Origin of the sequence: Paenibacillus sp. RC67 (assembly GCF_030020805.1) — a bacterium.
Classification (GTDB): Bacteria; Bacillota; Bacilli; order Paenibacillales; family NBRC-103111; genus Paenibacillus_S.
Genome location: NZ_CP125098.1, coordinates 4,898,831 through 4,918,504 on the forward strand (window position 1 = coordinate 4,898,831; position 19,674 = coordinate 4,918,504).

The following is a 19,674-nucleotide window of genomic DNA, read 5'->3' on the forward strand; positions in this document are numbered from 1 at the left end:
GTATCCCTCCTATGTTTATCTGGGCTGTTATCTAACGAATTCCGGTGCTGCTTCTTCCTTCGTTCCGATGGAGCCTCCTGATTGTGATTCGTCACGGTTCTCAGGATCTGAAGACAAGCCTTTTGTGCGCAAGGTCATTCCTGTAATAAATGGTACGATCATAGCTACAATCATGACCCAGAACGCAGCTGTAAAAGAACCGTTATTGATTTGGATCATATAACCCATCAGTGAAGGTGCGATGATCCCCGCTACTTGGCCTCCGAAATAGACGATACCCGTTGCAGAACCTACGATTTCTTTAGGTAAATACTTCAATGGCATCGTAAGCGCTGGGGTAATAACGCCCAAGGAACCTAAGGCAGCTAAGCATTGGTAAAAAACGACATAAGATATCGACGGTGCCTGGAACATCAAATAAATGCATAAGCATGAAACAAGGGCACCGATCATAATGACATACTTCTCACGGCCAGCCAAAAACTTCTTATCCAGCAGCCAGCCAAGCACAAGCACACCTACAAAAGCAACAATAGCAGGAATGGAAGACAAAGCCCCCATAGAAACCATGCTTAAATGACGCACCTTAACCAAGTAAGTTGGCATCCAAGAGTTCATTCCCCAAGTAACGATACTGGAGCCGAAATACATAAGCATCATCTGCCAGATTAGCGGCTTTGTCAGGAGCTTTTTGAACGGAACTTTCACTTTAGCAGCTTGAGCTGCTGTCTTCTTCTCTTGAATCGGAGGCTTTAAGAAGAAAAATAAAATGACACATACCGCAAGCCCTACTACCCCAAGAACCATGAACATATTCTCCCAGCCTAGCTTGGTAATAAGGAAGGCCGATATCAGGGAGCCCAGCATACCGCCGATCGTCGTCGCAGAGGTCAAGACTGACTTAGCTCTTGCCCGCTGCTTATGCGGGAATGACTCTGCAACCGCTACCGTACTGGCGGAAGGATAGCTTCCTTCCCCGATACCGAACAGGAAGCGAATGACCAAAAGTGCTGTGAAAGACCAAGCCCATCCTGTCATGATCGTGAAAAGGGACCACATCAAGGCGGAAGCAAGAATAACTTTTCTTGATCCGAACTTATCCGACAACCAACCGCCGATAGGCTGAATAATGGCATAACTAAGGAAAAAGCTGCTGAGGATCAGACCGACTTGAGATTCATTTAACCCAAACTGCTTGGAAATAGGAATTGCAGCCACGTTTATGGCAATTTTGTCAAAGTAATTGATGATCCATGTAAAACATAAAAGACCGAGAATTAAATACTTGCGGTTGACGATAGCTGAATTGTTTTCCATAGTGTGCCTCCCTGATAGCGTTTTCTTTGAAGTGTAAGCTGTGTTCTGTTCTGCCTCCCCCAAGCCTTTTCGATGGCTCTTTTTATTTTTAGACACCTTTTGGACATTTGTATAAAATTAATATAAACTACATTTAAAATTATTGCAATATGCATGTAACCTTTTGTTACATAGAAATTTTAGGTTTTCATCGTTTTCATTACATGTTGTTTTTCGTTATAATAAATAGAAAGATGAATCATGCTGTCGAAACTGACGGTTCGTAAGCAATCCAACAACTGCAAATCTACTGCAATCAACCATCATTTTATTCATAGAGTAAGGGAGGCTCGCCATTTGATTCGATTAGCTGTTATCATTGCGCACCAGTTTTTGCCGCGGATGCAAGCAGTACAACAATCGTTACAAGACCGTTGTGAGCTGACAATTTTGACTTATTCGCAATTAAGCGACACCTACGATCACTACAATCGGCACTATGCTCATGTAGATGGAATTATTATCACCGAATTAGGTTACCTTTATTTAGAAGAAAGATTGCAAGGCTCCTTCCCTGTTCCCACCTATATCTATAGAATCAGCGAGGAAGACTTTTACAAATGCCTCTTTCAGCTCAGTGTGGAACGCAAGGATATTGATTTCTCTCGTGTCTGCATCGATTTTATAATGAGCCATAACGATTATTTGGGGCTTAAGCCGATTCTGGCCCCTGATCATTTTCCGCAAATTTATCCGTACACTGTCATCACAGACCGAATCTATCAGGAGCTGTCGGATTACCATATTGGACTCTGGAAAGAAAACAAAATCGATTTCTCGATTACTCGTGTCGGGAACATTGTGCCCAGGCTCGAGCAGCAGGGCGTACCCCATATTTACTTGGTACCTTCCCATAAGTCGATCATCCAGCAGTTCGAGCTTATCATTACCGAAATCGAAATGATCAAGCTGGCGGATAATCAAATCGCTATCGGCTACGTGTCCATTCACAAGCTGAACGACTTGCCTTCGGCCATGAATGATTTGGAACTGAAAACGATGCTTCTGCACAAAAGCTTGCTGGAATTTACGATGCAAGAGAAGATCCCGCTTATTATTCAAAAATCAAACGTCAGCTTTGAAATTATTAGCTCAGCCAAGGATCTGAAAATCATTACCGACAATTTCACCCGCTGCAAGCTGATGGCTTTCCTGAACCAGCACGTTCCATTCGATGTAAATTTGGGTTGGGGGACAGGCGATACGATGTATAAAGCGCGGATGAACGCCCAGCTTGCTAACCAACAGTCCGAGTCCAGCCCCGTTCGAGGCACTTATGTCATTCAAATGAGCGGACAAGTGATAGGACCGTTAGGCGAAGATACGAACCTAGCCTACTTGAACGAGGTCAATCCGCAAATCCAACGGCTAAGCGAGATGCTGGACATTTCGACGCTGCAGATTCAAAAAATTATGGCCGTCATCTCCAAAACGGAGAGCAGCGAGCTGACCTCTGAAGAGATCGCCTTTCATCTTGGCATCACCATTCGCAGCGCCAATCGCATTCTGAATCAACTGGAGGAAAAGGGTATTGCCCAAATCGCCTACAAGAAACAGGAGAAATTGCGAGGCAGACCGAAGAAAATTTATAAGATTCATTTCCCAATAAGTTAGCCCTGTTATAGGATCAACTAGTTGATCCATAATAACATCACAAAAAAGACCGTCCGGCTAAGTCGCCAGGCGGTCTTCTCTGCTTACTTATTTTACTTCGCTTGTCTTCTCAAGCTCCTCAAGCTCCACCGTTACCTTTTCAATCAGCTTCACGAAGGAAGCCAGCTCTTTCGAATTATCAACTTGGTGCTTGGAATAAACGGAGGTTTGCCCCGAGTCTTTTTGGACGCGAGCCAAGGTCGTATGTATATTTTTTAATTTTTCATCAATAGTGCCCAAGGATTCTTTGGTACTGTGAGCCAGTTTGCGCACTTCATTGGCAACGACCTCGAAGCCTCTACCATGTTCCCCGGCTCTGGCCGCCTCAATAGCAGCATTTAAACCTAGTAAATGCGTTTGGTCCGCTACTTCTTTTATGATCGCACCCACTTGGTGAACCGATTCGACTTCTTTTCCCAAATAGACCAGGTTTTGATGCGTCTGGTCTTGAAAATCAGCCGTTTTGCTTGCAGATACGGCTACCGATTGGCTGCTTTCATTCAACTGCACCATTAAAGAAGCCAGTTCCTGAACCGCAGAGCTGACTCCGGTAAGCAGCTGATTTTGTTGTTCCACCAAGCTTTCGATCTTGGCTTTTTCGTCCGTCTCATAAGCTTCCAGCACCAGTTGGGAATCCAGATTAAACATTTTGGTTAACGCATGGATAACCGGTCTCCAATCGTTGGGCAGCACTTTCTCCAGATGGGCGACAGCTATATCCAAATAAATAATATAAGTGCCTAAATACCAATTTGAAGTCAATCCGATACGTGAATGCACTTTTCCAATAAACAGCCGTCCTTCAATAAAGGCTTCATCCAAAACTCCTGAAGTCATGGACAGAAAATAGCTGCGCTGCGTTTCTTTTAACCTCTCTAATGTACTGTGACGCTGTATGATTTGAAGAAGCTCAGTCTCTGCGGCAATTTGCCGGTACAGCTCATCTACCAGGTCATGTACGATCGATCTGAAATCGCTTTCCTTACTATGTAACAGCCGAAGATCGTTTTCGGTAATTCCAATATACTGTATTTGCTTCAGTCGTTCTGCCCCAAGTTTGATCACGCTGCTGCTCAACTACTTTCTCTTATAAAATGTGAGATAAATCATACTATCTCTCTATAATGTTACTATATCGGCATCTAGGTGACTATAAGATATAGGTACTTTATACCAGGAAAGTGAAAAGTAGCAGCTTTGACTATCTGACTCCCTTCCAAGTCTTTTGATATCTTGCTCTTCCATTCAAAAATACGTACAAAGCCTCCAATACGGGGTTATACTGTTCGTGGAGGTGGATGCTCATGGAAAGCTCTGCGAAACGTATTTTGTATTGGACATTATTAACTTACAACGATTGGAATGTACACATCGCGGCTACTTCAAAAGGATTATGTTATGTTGGCTCGCACAATCAGCCGTTCACGGAAATAAGCGAGTGGGCAAATATCAAATTTCCCGACTCCGCGTGGAAACGAGATGATGAGGGGCTTCAGGCTTATGTAGAGGAACTCATCGAATATTTTCAGGGGAATCGTACCCAGTTTTCAATTCCGTTCGACTATCACGGAACGCCATTTCAAATGGCCGTATGGAGTGCGCTAAGGAGCATCCCCTATGGTGCGACCCAATCGTATTCGGATATTGCCGGCCAAATTCAAAAGCCAGCTGCTGTCCGTGCTGTCGGTGCGGCCATTGGGGCAAACCCATTGTTAATTACTGTACCTTGTCATCGTGTAATTGGTAAGAACGGAGCATTAACAGGCTATCGCGGTGGCATGGATATGAAGACGCGACTGCTGGAGCTTGAACGATGCGGCATAAGTGCTGGAGGAGGGATAACTCATGCAGGAGCACATCAGTAAACGTATCGCTGATTTGGATTGGGCCTCGCTCCAACAATCGTTGGACACTAACGGCTATGCCAAGCTTCCTCCTTTGTTAACTAAAACGGAGTGCTTGGAAGTCATCGGAACGTACGAGGATGAAAGTCAATTTCGAAGCACCATCGACATGGCTAGATATCGCTTTGGAATCGGGCAGTACAAATATTATGGCTCAGCCCTGCCCCCTTTGCTTCAGGTGCTGCGCGAAGGCATGTATCCACCCTTGGCGCAAACAGCCAATCGTTGGCTCGAGCAGTTGGGCGAAAGCCCCGCCTACCCGGAATCACTCGAACCTTTTCTGGAGCAGTGCCATAAGGAAGGGCAGACCCGATCTACCCCACTCATTCTGAAATATGAGACCGATGGATACAATTGTTTGCACCAGGATTTATATGGAGCTGTGTATTTCCCTTTTCAGGTTGTTTTCGCTTTGAATCAACGCGGGAACGATTACACCGGTGGCGAATTTCTGCTCGTAGAGCAGCGACCCCGGGCCCAAAGCCGAGGCCGTGTTCTCACGCTAGAGCAAGGCGAAGGAATTATCTTTCCGACCCAACATCGCCCCGTTCTTGGAACTCGCGGTTATTATAAAACGACTCTCCGACACGGGGTCAGTACCGTTACATCGGGAACGAGGTATAGTTTGGGAATCATCTTTCATGATGCTCAATGAATGGGCTACTCAACCGCTTACGCAGGCAGAGTGCCTAGTTCATAGAACTTGGCGCTCTCCATTTTGTGCGGATTCTACTCCCTTGACTTAAGAGTTTTATCGAAGCCAAGAAGTCACCGTCATATTTTCAATATGAACATAGGAAGGTCTCGTAACTAGAAAAACAATCATTTCACCAATATCTTCAGGCTTTAACATCGTATCCTTCGTTTCCTGGGAAACCGGTTTTGTTTTATGACTCCAAATGTTGGTGTTTACAGCACCTGGGCTGATGGAAGAAATTCGGATTCCCGAACGGCGGTTTGCTGATATCATCGATTCCGTTAAAGCTCTTGCCCCATATTTGGAAGCAGCATAGATGCTGTCTCCTCCTGAGGCCTGAAAAGCTGATGTAGATAAAATGTTAATGATGTATCCGGAATTTCTTTCGTTCATTCGAAGTAATGCCTCACGGCTCATGAGAAAGGTACCCGTTAAATTCGTTTCCATAATTCGTTTCCATTGGTTCAGATCTACGTCCTGAACCAGCTGCTTATCAGGCAAGCTCACTCCAGCCGCGTTAATCAAAATATCGATTTGTCCGTATAAGGATATCGTCTGCTCTATCGCATTTTGCACGGATGCTTCATCTCTGACATCGGTTGCGATACCGGTCAGTCTACCCATCGAATCCGGATCCATCGACTGGATCACATTTTGCAGATTTTGCTCATCTCTTGCCAATAAAACGACAGAAGCTCCTTGTGAATATAAAGCTTTTGCTGCTGCTAAACCTATCCCCGAGCTCGCCCCTGTAACGACGGCTATCTTTCCAGTCAGTTCCATTTGTAACCACCTCATTTAATATTAACGTTAATATAATGGGTTAAATAAAAAAATACATCCGCATGTATTTTTTTAAGCAGCCTTACCTATACAGGTTAGCGGCAGTTCCATTCCTATTATAAAATTAATGTTATATGACATACGACATAGTGTCAATTCATTTACTTTAATTTAAAGCCGCAGGAGCTCCTGATTTCCAAAGCTGGCTCGAATACAATTCTTTCAGGCTGCTGCGTAGAGAACTTATCCTGCTCAGCAAGTAATTTGAACATTAACTCCACGGCGGAAGTGGATAACTGCTCCACTCTATAAGCTACACTAGTTAACGGTATTTCGGCGTACTGAGCCGCCTCCAGGTTGTCAAAACCGACGATTGCAATATCCTCAGGAACACGCATTCCTTGTTCTCTACACCAACGCAGCGCCCCAAGAGCCAAATAATCGCTCGACGCCAGCAGGGCAGTCACCTTCTTAGCAGGTATCAGCTCTGCCGCAGACAAATACCCCTGCTCATAGTTGAAATTATCGACGGATACAACAAGCTCTGGGTTGAATTCAATTCCGTGGTCCATTAACGCTTGCTGATATCCCGTAAATTTCTCTACATTGCCTACTCCTCCGTGAATAAAGCCGATATGGCGGTGACCTAACTGAGCTAAGTGGGATGCCGCAATGTAGGCGCCTTTAAACTGATTCATATAGACGGAATCGCTTGCGGGCTCGTAGTTGCCTCCAGACAGGAGGACAATGGGGATATGTGCGCTCCGCATCATTTTGATTTTTTCCTGGTTCTGCTTATTCGTAGGGAATAGGAATAATCCATCCACCTGGCGCGATACAAGGATATCCAATGCATAGGATTCATAGTTTATATCGCTGTCGGTCGTCATAAGCATCATATTGTAGCCTTTTTTGATCAATTTTCGTTCAATAAGCTGAGCTGTCTCTATCTGAACTGGATTCGTTATTTTCGGTACGATAAAACCTATTACTTTTGTTTTTTTCTCTACGAGAGAACGAGCTATGGAATTCGGTATATAGTTTAAAGCTTTCGCCACCTGCTGTACTTTTTGCCTTGTTTCCTCATTGATTCGTTTGCTGTTCTTTAATGCCAAAGATACGGTATTAATGGAGAGTCCAAGCTCCTTGGCAATGTCTTCTTGTCTTACTCGCCTGCTCATTAAGTTCACCTCTGCGCTATTCCGTTACCTGGTTCTATAAGCTGATCATGCATTTATACCATTCTGCATTCACGTTCGAATATCCTTTAATTTCATGCTAAGAATTCATTCCTATAACCAGTTTTTCTATTTTCAGCCAAAAAAATAACTGCACCTATATGGGTATAGGGCAGTTCGGCCGCCAGAACAATGAATTTAGGCAACCAATAATAATCTTATTTGGTTGCAAGCACCTTATTAATCTCATCCTCTGCTTGACGTAGCGCCGTGTTCGCATCAATCAAGCCTGTCATATAATCTTTGTACTTCTGCTTCCCAATCTTGCTTCCATCACTCTCGTAAGGAGAATATACCGGCGGCGCCACCACTTTGCTTTTAAAAATAGCCTGAGTATTTTTCCCTTTCAAGAACGGCATATCCGCACCATACTGCTTTTGCATTTCAGGATTTTTGAGAGGAGATATCCTGGAAGTATTTTTCACGTTCAGCAGCTGAACCTCATCCGATGTAAGCACTTCCAATACTTTCATCGCGTCTTCTTTATGCTTGCTTGGCTTGGTAATGGTAAGAACATGTGCGTCAACCTTACCAGAGACGTTCGGTTTATCTTTATGGCTTGGATATTGAGCAATATCCCAATTCAAGCCTGTGGCGGATTCACCAAAATATTTCATCAGGTTAGGGGACACGACCATCGCCACATTTCTATCCTTTACGAAATAATTCGCTACAACCGATGTACTCGGCTCAGGGCTAGGTGGCTCGTTTCCGGGAATGGTCTGAATTTGTTTGGTTAGATCGAATATCTTTCTCCATTGATCGTTATTTATATTTGCCTTGTTCGTCACTCCGTTAACATAGGATAAAGCGAACGGAAAGCCCATAATATTGCTGTTAACCACATCCAATCCGCGGTACAGGACACCGTCGACGTCCCTTGTCACTTTTTTGGCTAATTCGATGGTTTCGTCCCAGGTCATGCCGTCTTTGGGATAAGCAATACCGAACTTGTCGAAAATGTCCTTGTTGTAATACATCGTGTTAAATTCCATGGCGTACGGAAGCGCCCACAGCTCGCCTTTATCCGATTTCACGGCCTCAAGGGTGGCCGGCTCAAACCGATTCAAATCTACCTTTCGCGCTTGAGCGAGAGGCGTAATATCATAAAGCAGATCCAATGTATTGAACGCCCAAATATCGGCATTCGGTGCGGCAATAAGATCCGGGATCGTACCTGCTGTAATCAAGTCTGCCAGCTTCGTTCCTGTCTTCGGACGTATCGCCTCTAACGTGATGTTCGGATATTTCTTTTTGACCGGATCGGTAAACAACAGCTTAAAGTCTTCCTCGCTTACAGCGGCCTGCAAATAGACCAGCAATGTTACAGGATCATTCGATACGATCTCTGTCTTTCCGCTATCCTTCGACCCGGCCGAATCCTTGCTGCAGCCAACATTCATCATCGCGATTAACAGTGCGAAGCCCAACATTAATGGTTTTCGTTTCATCTTATAACCCTCATCTCCACTTAATGATAGCGCTACCATTTTTCCGTACAAATACGCTTTTTAAGTCATTAAGCTATCCAAAAGCAGCTAACCTTTGAGTCAGTGTAGCTGCAATTGGGCATAACATCTTTCATCTATTTTTCGGCTAGAGATGAGGGCCCTGTCGATTTCGTGTAGTTTGCCGCAGCTTTGACTTGAGCCAAAAAATACCGAATCTCTTCAAACGGAGGCTCCTTCAAATCCTTAGGATGCCCCGCATCGCCAGACTGCCAAAGCAGCTCTATAGGAATATACCCCCTATAATTACTGTATCGGATAGCGGTGAATATTTGGGCCAGATTGACCGGGATATCTGTTTCTTGTCCAGCAGGCTTCTTCTTAACTTGAAAATTAACCGTATACGGAAGCGCAGCTTCAATATCGGAATACCAGTCGTAGCCTAATCCCGTATGATTGCGGAAGGTTCGGAAGTACCCCGTGTCGTTAATTATTCCAATATTTGGATGATCGACCCATTGAAGGATACGAATGATTTGATCGACGGTTGCCGTCATATCTCCATGGTTCTGAAGACCGATCCTCACGCCTTTGTCCGATCCATATTCAGCACACTCTCTGAGAGCAGGAGCAATACGATCCTTCGCTATCGTTTCCCAATCGGATTTCAGGATATCTCTTGGAACGAGACCCGAGAACACACGCATCACGGGTGCTCCCATCACGGCAGCCACATCGATCCAATACTTGATACGTTCAAGGTCCAGAGCGCGTCTTGCTGGATTTGGGTCTGCAAAATCGTTCTGAACTCCCGTTCCGCTAATATCGATTCCAAGCTCCTCACAGTAACTCTTGATAGCTTTGGCATATTCCAAGATCTCTTCGTCAGACTTGGTAGGCATCGTATGGTTGTCGTATCCTGGAATATAGTAGGATGTAACGTCCACGGCATCAAAGCCTGCCTCTTTGGCGAACTTGATAGCTTGCATCGTATCGATCGGCGGGGATCCTTTCGTTGAGCCTTTGAGCCAAGAAGCCAAATTATGGCTGAAGCTGTATAAGTTAAGACCGATCTTGTAATCTCCTGTATAGTACGAGCCTTTGCGACTGTCCTTCAAATAATGGCTGGTGCTGATAGGTTCATACAGGTTAGCGAAAGGATCTATGCCATCCTCTTCATCAACACTGTCATCGCCAACCGCTTTAATTTTGAAGTCAGCCAACTCGTAAGTTTCTCTGTATTTCTGAATAGACGCTTCCGTCGGAACAAAAATTGTAGCAGTGTACACATGCTTGAACCAATATCCTCGACCAAGCAGTTCAGGCGGTTCTTCTCCGAGATGGAGGGACTTGAGCGCTGCACAGCCGTAGAATGCTCTGCTATCCATAGAACGCAGCTTCGGCAGGTTGGCATATTGAAGTGATTTACAGTTAGTTAAGATATGGCTCTCCACGCTCTCGACTTGCGGCAAATCTATACTTACCAAACTGTGGCATTCGTTAAACGCCATCTTGCAGACACCAACTGCATGGTCGATCTTTACATTCTGAAGTACTTTATTCTCATTAAAGGCGCTCTTCGGTACCATAGAGTTCTCAAAATCAGCTGTTCCTCCAATTTCAAGATCTATAAGGTGTACCAAATGTTCTTGAATCCAACTGCAGTCATCCGTATTCAGCGTTCCTTCCGTAATACTAAGACTTTGAATCGAATCGTAAGCAGCCCCTGCTGCGTCGATCGCTTCCTGAAGCCCTCCCCCACTGCTTGAAATCTGAACGATTAATGAGACATTTCCTTCATTAGTCTGCAAAGTGCTCAAGTCCTTGCTCCTCTCTTGCGTTAATGTATTAACGTTAATACAAAGGAATATAATCCCATATTACATCCTCGCGGATTGCCTTGTCAACGATAAGAAAAGGTTTTATCATCTTTTTATTTATGCTTATTCAACAGGCTGTCTGCAGCCATTGACGCTCCATTGGGTTTTACCGCTGGGAGGACACACGGGCATAATCAGTATGGATACGAATGCTGCAGTTTGAGCGCTTTAGCAATTGAATTAAATGCAAACAAGGCTGCGATACTTTCATCACAACCTTGGTTTACATCTAATTGTCTTTGCTGCCCTTCTATTTCGTGCTTTCTAACGCAGCTTTTAATTGGTCAAGAAACTGTTTTACCTGCTCGTAGGGAGGCTCGGAGAGCAGTTGCGGATGATTCTCGTCCCCGTTTACCCATAGTGTCTCTATAGGAATGTATCCCCGGTAATTGCTGCTGCGTATCCGTCTAAACAATTCCTCCAGATCAATTAAGCCATCCGTATTCGCTCCAGCCGGCTTTCTCTTCACCTGGAAGTTCACCGTGTGAGGAAGAACCGCTTCGATATCATCATACCAAGCATAATCCAATCCGGTAGGATGCATAAACTTTTTGAAAAAACCGGTATCGTTGATCAATCCGATATTCGGGTGATCAACCCATTTCAATATACGGATCACTTGGTCTGCTGTACAAACCATATCGCCATGGTTCTGCATGCCAACAATGACTCCTTTGCTGGCGCCGTATTCAGCACATTCCTTCAGTGCGGGAACGATCCTCTCTCTTGCAATCGCTTCCCAACCAAAACGATGAATATCTTTTGGAACCGCGCCATTGAACACCCGCATGACAGGAGCACCCATCTCAGCTGCAACGTCAATCCAGTACTTGGTTCTTTTAACATCCAATAAACGTCTTTCCTCGTTTGGATCGGCAAAATCATTTTTAACCCCTGTTCCGCTAATAGCGATTCCAAGCTCGGCACAAAGCTGCTTAATCTTCCTTGCATATTCGAAAATTTCTTCGTCCGACTTGGTTGGCATCGTCATATTGTCATAACCGGGAATGTAGTACGCCGTAATATCAACAGCATCAAAGCCTGCTTCCTTGGCGAACCGGATCACTTGCATTGTATCGATAGGCGGAGCACCTTCCGTGCTGCCTTTCATCCATGAATTCAAATTATGGCTGAAACTGTAAAAGTTAAGGCCCAGCTTGTAATCTCCCTTATAGTAGGCACCTTTGGGGATATCGGCCAAATATTGGCTGGTTGGGATCTGCATGTAAACGTGATTGGACGCTTCTTCATTAGGCTGTACGCGGCTCATGCTATTGCTCCTCTCCAATTATCATATTAACGTTAATATGAAAATGTTATATTATAGCAATTACTCTGTCAACCTTTCTTTGTAGAAAAGCTCCCAAGTGGGTAAAAGAGAAGCAGAATCCTCTGCCCCTCCAATTTCCCTGCTCTTGTGTACGCATCTAGATGATGATCTAGAATATCAAGAATACATCGACTTCTTTTTCAGATAGGTCATGATCTCTTCTTCTGTAAATTTAGGTATGGTGACTACAAATGTAGTCCCCATACCTTGAGCGCTTTCGCATTCAAACCGGAACGACTCCCCCAAAAAACAACTGAAGCCTTCGGAATACGTTAGTGAGTCCATACCCATGCCGGTCATCCGTTGCTTGCGGGAGCATTTTTATGTACTCAAGCATCGGCTCCGGCATCCCTACTCCATCATCCGAGACGTAGAGCTCAATTGCATCTTCCAGCACCCTGCCTCCGATAATAATAGTGCCCTGCTTCAAAGGCATAATACCGTGAAAGATCGCATTCTCAACCAAGGGCTGAAGGAGCATTTTGACAGAATAGTAATTCAAAAAGTCGTCATCCTCCTCGAAGATTACATCAAGATTCAGGGAATACACGAATTTACTTAACTCAAGGTAATGCCGAATCATTTCGAACTCTGCAGTGAGCCCGATAATCAATCTTCCTTTGTTCAACATATTTTTATAAAAATCAATGAGGTGATTGGTAACCTCAACTATTTCCGTTTGACCCGACTTATGGGCAATAGATGCAATCATCGCTAACGTATTGTAGTGAAGGTGGGGATTGATTTGCTCTTGCAGAAGCTCCAGTTTCATATGGTTTAATACGAGCTGGGATTTGTATTCGACCTCGATGAATTGATGAATCCGCTTCATCATGCTGTTGAAGTTTTTGTCTAACCGGCCGATCTCGTCGTTTCCTTTTATGACATCTGTCACAATCAAATTCCCCTGCTTCGCAAGATCCGTTTTGCGGACAAGCACATCAATTCTCTTCGTCATATAAGTGGAGATTAGCAGAGCGATAAAGATGCACAGCACAACGGACAAGACCATTGAGATGATAATCGAATATGTGATCCTGCTAACCTTGTTTGTAATGTTGTCCAATCGAATCATATAAACGAGCTTCCAGCCTGTCATCTCCGATTTCATCACACCTGCGAGGTAGCGTGTTCCATCCATTGTCACTTCTGTTACTCCTGAATTAGGATCAAGCTGTTTCACCAACTCCTGAAACCCAGCAGATCGTGGCTGAATAGGACCATAGCTCGTTATGGTATGCTCCTCCTGGTCCGAATAAACCAACAAGTAATCGGAATGGCCGATGCTTCGCTCGATAATATTTTGAATACGCTCCACGGGGATGAGGAGTCTCATTACGCCAAGGTCTGTCGATGTTCCAAAGTCGATTAACCTACGGTCGAGAGCGACATAATTTTGATTGCTGAACCGAACTCCGCTTTCCCATGTAAAATAGGTGTCTGTCTCAAGCATCCGCTTATTCCATGGTTCCTCCTTGATCTCGTCGTAGCGAAATATCGTTTGGCCGTCTGAGAAAAGCGTATTGTTTTTTGGATAAAGCAGCAGCTGAATGTTTCCTCCAAAATAGTAGGAATTTTTTAAATAAGGCCGCTTCACATCGCTCATGATTTGATTGACGATATCATTAATGTCCTTGAGCGTATAGACCAAATCGTCGATTTCTTTATGCGGTGCGGACAGATGCTTCTGGAGCTGCAGATTGAAAAATACCATCTCGCTCTTATTGAAATACATTTCCAAGAAGCTGTCCATTGCGTTGTGCAGCTGAATCATACTCTGCGCCGCCGCATTGTTCTCCGACTGCGTCATGAAATCGCGCGAGTGATAGTAAGCGGTCATACCGACGGAGAGGATGCTGACAATGAACAAAATCGAATAAGCCCACATAAGCTTATACTTCAGCTTCGTATTCGCATGAATTGTCAAAACAGCAGCAGCCGTGCTGCGAAGTAGTGCTCTCATATTTCAAGCTGCCTTCGGAAGTCTTTGGGGGTGATGCCTGTAAACTTCTTGAACAAGCTGCTGAAGTAAGCTGTATGCTGGTATCCCAGTTGCTCCGCAATTTCGTACAGTTTATATTGTTCGTCAAGCAGCATGTCCTTGGCCTTTTCCATCTTGAAGCGAGTCACGTAGTCCAGGATCGTTCTGCCTGTCTCCTGTTTGAAGATTTGATTTAAGTAATTCGGACTGTAATAGAACACCTCCGACAAAATCTCGAGAGTAATATTAGCGCGATAGTGCTGCTCTACAAATCGCTTGATTTTGTCGACAACAGCTTTATTTTTGTGAAACTCTCGCTCACGAATGCACTTGTTAACAATAAGCAGCCGCTCCCTTATCCAAGTGATGGCATCGGAGATCGTTTCCAAGGCCAACAGTGCTTCCCAGGCCAAGGGTGAGGTCAGTGAAGCATGTCCTGCAAACCCTTCAGGATTGGCACTGACGATATTTTGCAAGCAAATCATAAGAAAATAAAAAAAGCTCTTGAGCTCCTCCGGTGAGCCGTTCTCCGGCATTCTGCTTGCTAACCTGCCAACATATGCCGTAATTTCCTCAGGAGAGCCCGTATTCAATAGCACACGCATTTCCTTCTCAATCCCGTTATAATCCCATAGAGGCTTCTCTTTGCTTGCAGGAATGTCCGTGGTGTACAGTACCTTTCCTTTGCCCAGCAAATATTTATAGCGCAAAATATATAGACATTGCTCATAAAGAAACTTGACACACAAAATATCGTTCGAGTGGCCGCTAACTGCAATGGAGAAGCTGATATCTGAGTTGGTGAATTCCAGTAAAATTCCATTTAATTGGCTATGGATTTGCTTTAATGGTTCTGAAAGCTGCTCTTCGCCATGAATATAGAATATAACACCGATATGCGCATCTTGAAGAGAAATTGCAATGTGATTGCTATCGGACCCTAGCGTGCCACGAATCCGGCTTAGCACCATCATTTGGAACAGATGCTTCTCCTCGATGTTCATTTCTCGTGTCAACTGGGTGAATCCATCTATCTCTATCAGAGCTGTTACAAAGCAGCAGCCCGATAGATTCAGCTCCAACAGCTCAAGCCGCTCCTGCACTCTCGCCATATCTCCGGCTGTTCCGTATATCAGGCAAATCATCAAATTTTCGATTAAATAAGGCCTGTTCTCCACAAGCTGACGGTACAGCAATTCATAGTCCTTCCGGGCTTTGAGATCGTTCGCCAGCTCATCTCTGACAGCACTGACACACTGCAGCAGCTCTCCCGCGTCCACCGGCTTCAAGAGATAGCCATAGCCTCCAAGGTACAAAGCGTTCTTGGCATATTCAAATTCACTATAAAGACTTGAGAAAATGATTTTGATCTTCGGATACAATTGCCGAACCGTCCTCACCAATTCGAATCCGTTCATGATCGGCATCTCGATATCGGTAATTAGAATATCAGGTTGATATGCCTGCATAAACTCCAGCGCTTCGTTTCCGTTCTCGCATGAAGCGATGACCGTCACATGACCGAATGCAGGATCATGGTCAAGAAGCTGCCTAAGATTTTCGCGATCTACTTGAAAATCATCTACAATCAATATTTTGATCATCGTTGCCTCCCGAATGTTCAAAAGTGAAAGTGAACCAAACGGGACCTCTCATCGGAGTCCCGTTTGGTTTGTTTGAGGCTTATTTTTTTGCAGGAGGATTATCCTTGAACCATTGCACCATATTTTTTGCGGCCTGCTCGTAATTGGTGTCCTTCATATATTTCGTAATGATCGCATTCCAGTTCTTATCGAACTCATCTTTCGTTTTGGGTGTCAGCAGCTTAGCGACATCAAGTGTCGTGAAGGTCCAATAAGAATTGGAAACCGCTTCGGCCTCCTTGCTGCCGTCGCCGTAGGACGCCGTTCCCGACACATTGTACGATCCGTTGGCAATCATGCCGCTGTTCATGACGTACAGATCATATTTGGGCGGATAGCTGCGAAGCGGACTCTTCGGATTATAGTCTCGAACTAAGTACCAGCCCAGCCCAAAATAGGAAGCCTTGCTGTAGAACTGTCGGGAATACAAACCGTAATAATCAGCTCCCTTGCCTCCAAGCTTACCGGTAAGCATGTCGCTTTCAACTTGAGGATCTATGAATACTTTTTTACCGTCCTGCATTTTCCAAATACCAGCATTTTCCGGTCCCCACGACATGAGATCCAGTGCCTCATCACTAAGCGTCCAATCCAGGTACTGTGTCAGGCGCTTAATATCGGGGAAATCCTTACGGATGAGTATCCGCCAGAAAGACCCTTCATAAATATCATAATATCCTTTGTCAGGATTCTCCTTAGGCCACGGAATGGCACGAAGCTCCATTGAAGGATCGATGTTCAGCAGCGATTGCCGTACCGCATCCAGATTCAATACGGCCAAAATGACTCCTAGCTGCCCGGTGGCCGCCTTGGTTTGCAGCTGATCGTCCTTCTGAATAATAAAATCTTTATCCAGTAAGCCTTCCTGATACAGCCGATTCATGTATTCATGGTATTTCTTAGCATCCTGTGATCCGAGGAAACCGTCGACTGTTCCATTTTTATCCAGCGTCCAATGACCGAAATCGAACATCGAGCCAAAATGAAACTGTGCCCAGATCGGAAACGATATCGGGATGAGCGGCTTTCCATTTGCGGTTACGTTCAAATCTTTCATTTTTTTCAGCAGCTGATAAAAGTCTTCCGGTGTCTTGATCGCAGGTTCGATTGCAAAATCCTGAATCGTCGGTTTCTTTCCCTGATCCACCGTATCCTTTTTAATATCCTTCAATGACTTGAACTTGTAACCTGCCTTGGCGAGTAAATCTTCACGTACATAAAGTGAGGTAAGTCTTTTACCCGAATTATAAGGGTCATCAGCGTACTTGGGATCACTGGAATTCGTGTCGACTAGAGGTGTTGGGATCTGGTATTTCTTGCCGTCGTTCATAAATCGGCTCCAATACTGCTGCGGAAACCATTTTTGCAAATTCGACATATCCTTGATGTAGTCCGTCAAATCAACGAACTGTCCTGTGCTTACGGCATAGCTGGCCCCCGCTTTATCCATCATCATAACGTCCGGCAGGTTCTTGGTGGCAATCCATTGATTGAGTCTTTCCTTAAGAGGCTGATCGTTATTGACATACATCTCGGTAAATTCTATGTTGAACTTATTTTCAATATAGGGTGTTACCACATCATGCGATGCCACATCGATCTTGGTTTGATAGCCTTGACTGTAAAATCGAATAGGCATCTTCGCCTGCTGAGCCGTTCCGTTCGGCATCTTGGAAGCATCCGGCTTAACCGCACCTCCGTCCGTGCACCCCGTCACCGTGACGAACCCTAATGAACCGATCAAAAGAAGTTGAAGAACCTTCTTTGCCATGGACCTATCCCCTTTATTCAAAAGTTTGGTTGAACACGTGACACTTGCCATAGGTGCTCGGAAGAAGCCATCGAGCGACTTAACCTTTCACTGCTCCGATCATAAACCCTTTAACGAAATATCTCTGAAGGAACGGATAGATCAGTATAATGGGTACGGTAGACACGACCAATGTAGCCATCTTGAGCGCTTCTGGTGAAGTCGGGTTGGATCCTGTATCGACAGCCATGACTAAGCCCTGTGAAGCTAGTAATTGAGCAGCTAGTGTCTCCTTCAAAATACGCTGCAATATAAACGATAAGGGCTGAAGGTTATCATTACTGACATACAGCATAGCATCAAACCACGAGTTCCAATGGAACACCCCGTTGAACATAGCGATCGTTGCGGTAACGGGCATGGAGAGCGGTACGATAATTTTCCAAAACACCTTCAGATCTCCCGCTCCGTCGATCATAGCCGATTCCACCAGACTCGCAGGCAAAGAATCGAAGAACGTCCGCATTATTAACATGTTGAATGCCCAAAAGCCATGCGGCAAAATATAAACGAGAAAATGATTGAAGAGCCCGAGCTTGTAAATCAAAATGTAAGTAGGAAGAAGTCCTCCGCTAAAATACATAGGGATAAGCAGAATGATAGCGATAACACGATTACCCGGTAACGATCGTTTGGAGATGGCATAAGCGGCCAGCGCTACGATTGTGCCCGAATAAACGATACCACCTAACGTCCTTCCGACCGTTACGAGGAACGCACGGAAAATTTGGGGATTCTCAAACACGGTATAATAGTTCGTGAATGTAAAATCAATTGGCAGAAACGTCACCGGATGACTCATTGTCGCATTACTGCTGCTTAACGAAAACACGATAGCGTACCAGAACGGATACAGAGTTACCATACAAATAAGCAGCATCACGAGAGTAATGATTATGTCCGCAACCGGAACCTTGGCTCGTAATCTCACTCAGGGATCGTCCTCCTTTCTTGAAGCACATGGAGCAGGCAGCTGCTAAAAAGCACCGTAACCACTAATTTTTTTACTAATCCGATTGGATAATATAAGTATCCCGAATGACAGGATCGATAGAACGAGTCCCACGGCTGTTCCATACGATATTTCAGCGTGCCGAATACCCGCCAAATATACATGGTAGTCAAGCGTAAGAGAAGCATCCGCAACCAATGGATTGCCCATATTGTACACCGCATCGAAGCTCGCTCCCCCTCCACCACCTCCAAATATTGTAGCAATTTTGAAGATGAACATCAGTCCGATAACATTGGCTATGCCAGGCAGTGTAATGTACAAAAGCTTTTGAAATCGGTCAGCTCCATCAATCGTCGCTGCTTCGTACTGATCCTGATCAATCGAGGTAAGCGCTGCCAAAAAAATGATCGAATTCCAGCCCAGCTCTTTCCAGATGACCGTTGTGACGAAGACGCCGCGAAAGTAATCTACTTCTCGCATAAACGAAATCTTTTCCATGCCGAGTGCTTGGAGCAGTAGGTTGACGCTTCCGAAATCTTCTTCCAACAGCTTATAGACTAAGCCTGCAACGACTACCCAGGAAATGAAATGCGGCAAATAGGAAATCGTTTGCGACACACGTTTGAACAACATACTCCTGATTTCATTCAGCAGCAGAGCAAATAGTATAGGAAGCGGAAACCCAATCAAGATCAGCATACCGTTCAAAAACACCGTGTTCTTCAGCCCTAAAATAAACTCAGGATTCGACCACATATTTTGAAAATGCTTCAGACCTATAAACGGACTATTCATAAATCCTTGCACCGCGGTGTAATCCTGAAAGGCCATAATAAGGCCGAACATAGGAATAAATGCGAAGATGATGGTTACTATGAAAGCCGGTAATAGAAATAAATACATCATTTTATATTGCCTCACGCGTTTCCATAAGCCAGAACGCTCAGATAAACGCACGGTGTGCTGCAAGGCCGCTGATGGTTTCTCCATTCGCCG

General features: G+C 44.7%; 15 protein-coding genes. 3 read left to right on the forward strand and 12 right to left on the reverse strand.

All coding sequences use genetic code 11. From position 1 onward, the window contains the following. Positions 1-27: 27 nt before the first annotated feature. On the reverse strand, positions 28-1,317 hold the full coding sequence (locus tag QMA13_RS22475; RefSeq protein WP_282935973.1) for an MFS transporter: 1,290 nt from the start codon (positions 1,315-1,317) through the stop codon (positions 28-30). Between the two features lie 240 nt (positions 1,318-1,557). Between QMA13_RS22475 and QMA13_RS22480 the strand changes: the two genes are divergently transcribed. After that, positions 1,558-2,970, forward strand: coding sequence for a helix-turn-helix domain-containing protein (locus QMA13_RS22480; protein WP_282935974.1), 1,413 nt, complete (start codon positions 1,558-1,560; stop codon positions 2,968-2,970). An 87-nt stretch (positions 2,971-3,057) separates the two neighbouring features. On the opposite strand, the gene QMA13_RS22485 is transcribed toward QMA13_RS22480, so the two are convergent. After that, positions 3,058-4,074 (reverse strand): globin-coupled sensor protein, encoded by a 1,017-nt coding sequence (locus QMA13_RS22485; RefSeq protein ID WP_282935975.1) that lies wholly within the window; start codon positions 4,072-4,074, stop codon positions 3,058-3,060. Between the two features lie 239 nt (positions 4,075-4,313). Between QMA13_RS22485 and QMA13_RS22490 the strand changes: the two genes are divergently transcribed. Beyond that, positions 4,314-4,874, forward strand: a complete 561-nt coding sequence (locus tag QMA13_RS22490; protein WP_282935976.1) for a methylated-DNA--[protein]-cysteine S-methyltransferase — start codon at positions 4,314-4,316, stop codon at positions 4,872-4,874. Further along, positions 4,855-5,568: a 2OG-Fe(II) oxygenase gene (locus tag QMA13_RS22495; RefSeq protein WP_282935977.1), complete on the forward strand. Its 714-nt coding sequence runs from the start codon at positions 4,855-4,857 to the stop codon at positions 5,566-5,568. Before QMA13_RS22490 ends, QMA13_RS22495 begins: the two co-directional genes overlap by 20 nt. A gap of 96 nt (positions 5,569-5,664) precedes the next feature. Here the strand turns inward: QMA13_RS22495 and QMA13_RS22500 are convergent, their stop codons facing one another. From QMA13_RS22500 to QMA13_RS22545, 10 genes are all read right to left on the reverse strand, one after another. Further along, positions 5,665-6,393, reverse strand: coding sequence for an SDR family oxidoreductase (locus QMA13_RS22500; protein ID WP_282935978.1), 729 nt, complete (start codon positions 6,391-6,393; stop codon positions 5,665-5,667). A 161-nt stretch (positions 6,394-6,554) separates the two neighbouring features. Continuing rightward, positions 6,555-7,574, reverse strand: coding sequence for a LacI family DNA-binding transcriptional regulator (locus tag QMA13_RS22505; RefSeq protein ID WP_282935979.1), 1,020 nt, complete (start codon positions 7,572-7,574; stop codon positions 6,555-6,557). Positions 7,575-7,789: 215 nt separating this feature from the next. After that, the gene (locus tag QMA13_RS22510) at positions 7,790-9,082 is read right to left on the reverse strand and encodes an ABC transporter substrate-binding protein (protein ID WP_282935980.1); all 1,293 of its coding nucleotides are present in this window, start codon (positions 9,080-9,082) and stop codon (positions 7,790-7,792) included. 134 nt (positions 9,083-9,216) lie between these two features. Beyond that, positions 9,217-10,899, reverse strand: coding sequence for a TIM barrel protein (locus QMA13_RS22515; RefSeq protein ID WP_282935981.1), 1,683 nt, complete (start codon positions 10,897-10,899; stop codon positions 9,217-9,219). 310 nt (positions 10,900-11,209) lie between these two features. Beyond that, on the reverse strand, positions 11,210-12,229 hold the full coding sequence (locus tag QMA13_RS22520; RefSeq protein WP_282935982.1) for a sugar phosphate isomerase/epimerase family protein: 1,020 nt from the start codon (positions 12,227-12,229) through the stop codon (positions 11,210-11,212). Positions 12,230-12,512: 283 nt separating this feature from the next. Further along, complete coding sequence (locus tag QMA13_RS22525; RefSeq protein ID WP_282935983.1) at positions 12,513-14,252, reverse strand: sensor histidine kinase; 1,740 nt, start codon at positions 14,250-14,252, stop codon at positions 12,513-12,515. After that, positions 14,249-15,874, reverse strand: a complete 1,626-nt coding sequence (locus QMA13_RS22530) for a response regulator transcription factor (protein ID WP_282935984.1) — start codon at positions 15,872-15,874, stop codon at positions 14,249-14,251. The genes QMA13_RS22525 and QMA13_RS22530 overlap by 4 nt, the downstream gene beginning before the upstream one ends. A gap of 79 nt (positions 15,875-15,953) precedes the next feature. Further along, a complete protein-coding gene (locus QMA13_RS22535) occupies positions 15,954-17,684 on the reverse strand; it encodes a type 2 periplasmic-binding domain-containing protein (RefSeq protein ID WP_282935985.1) in 1,731 nt (576 codons plus the stop codon). Positions 17,685-17,763: 79 nt separating this feature from the next. Next, a complete protein-coding gene (locus QMA13_RS22540; protein ID WP_282935986.1) occupies positions 17,764-18,654 on the reverse strand; it encodes a carbohydrate ABC transporter permease in 891 nt (296 codons plus the stop codon). 45 nt (positions 18,655-18,699) lie between these two features. After that, a complete protein-coding gene (locus tag QMA13_RS22545) occupies positions 18,700-19,668 on the reverse strand; it encodes an ABC transporter permease (RefSeq protein ID WP_282935987.1) in 969 nt (322 codons plus the stop codon). Between the last annotated feature and the right edge of the window lie 6 nt (positions 19,669-19,674).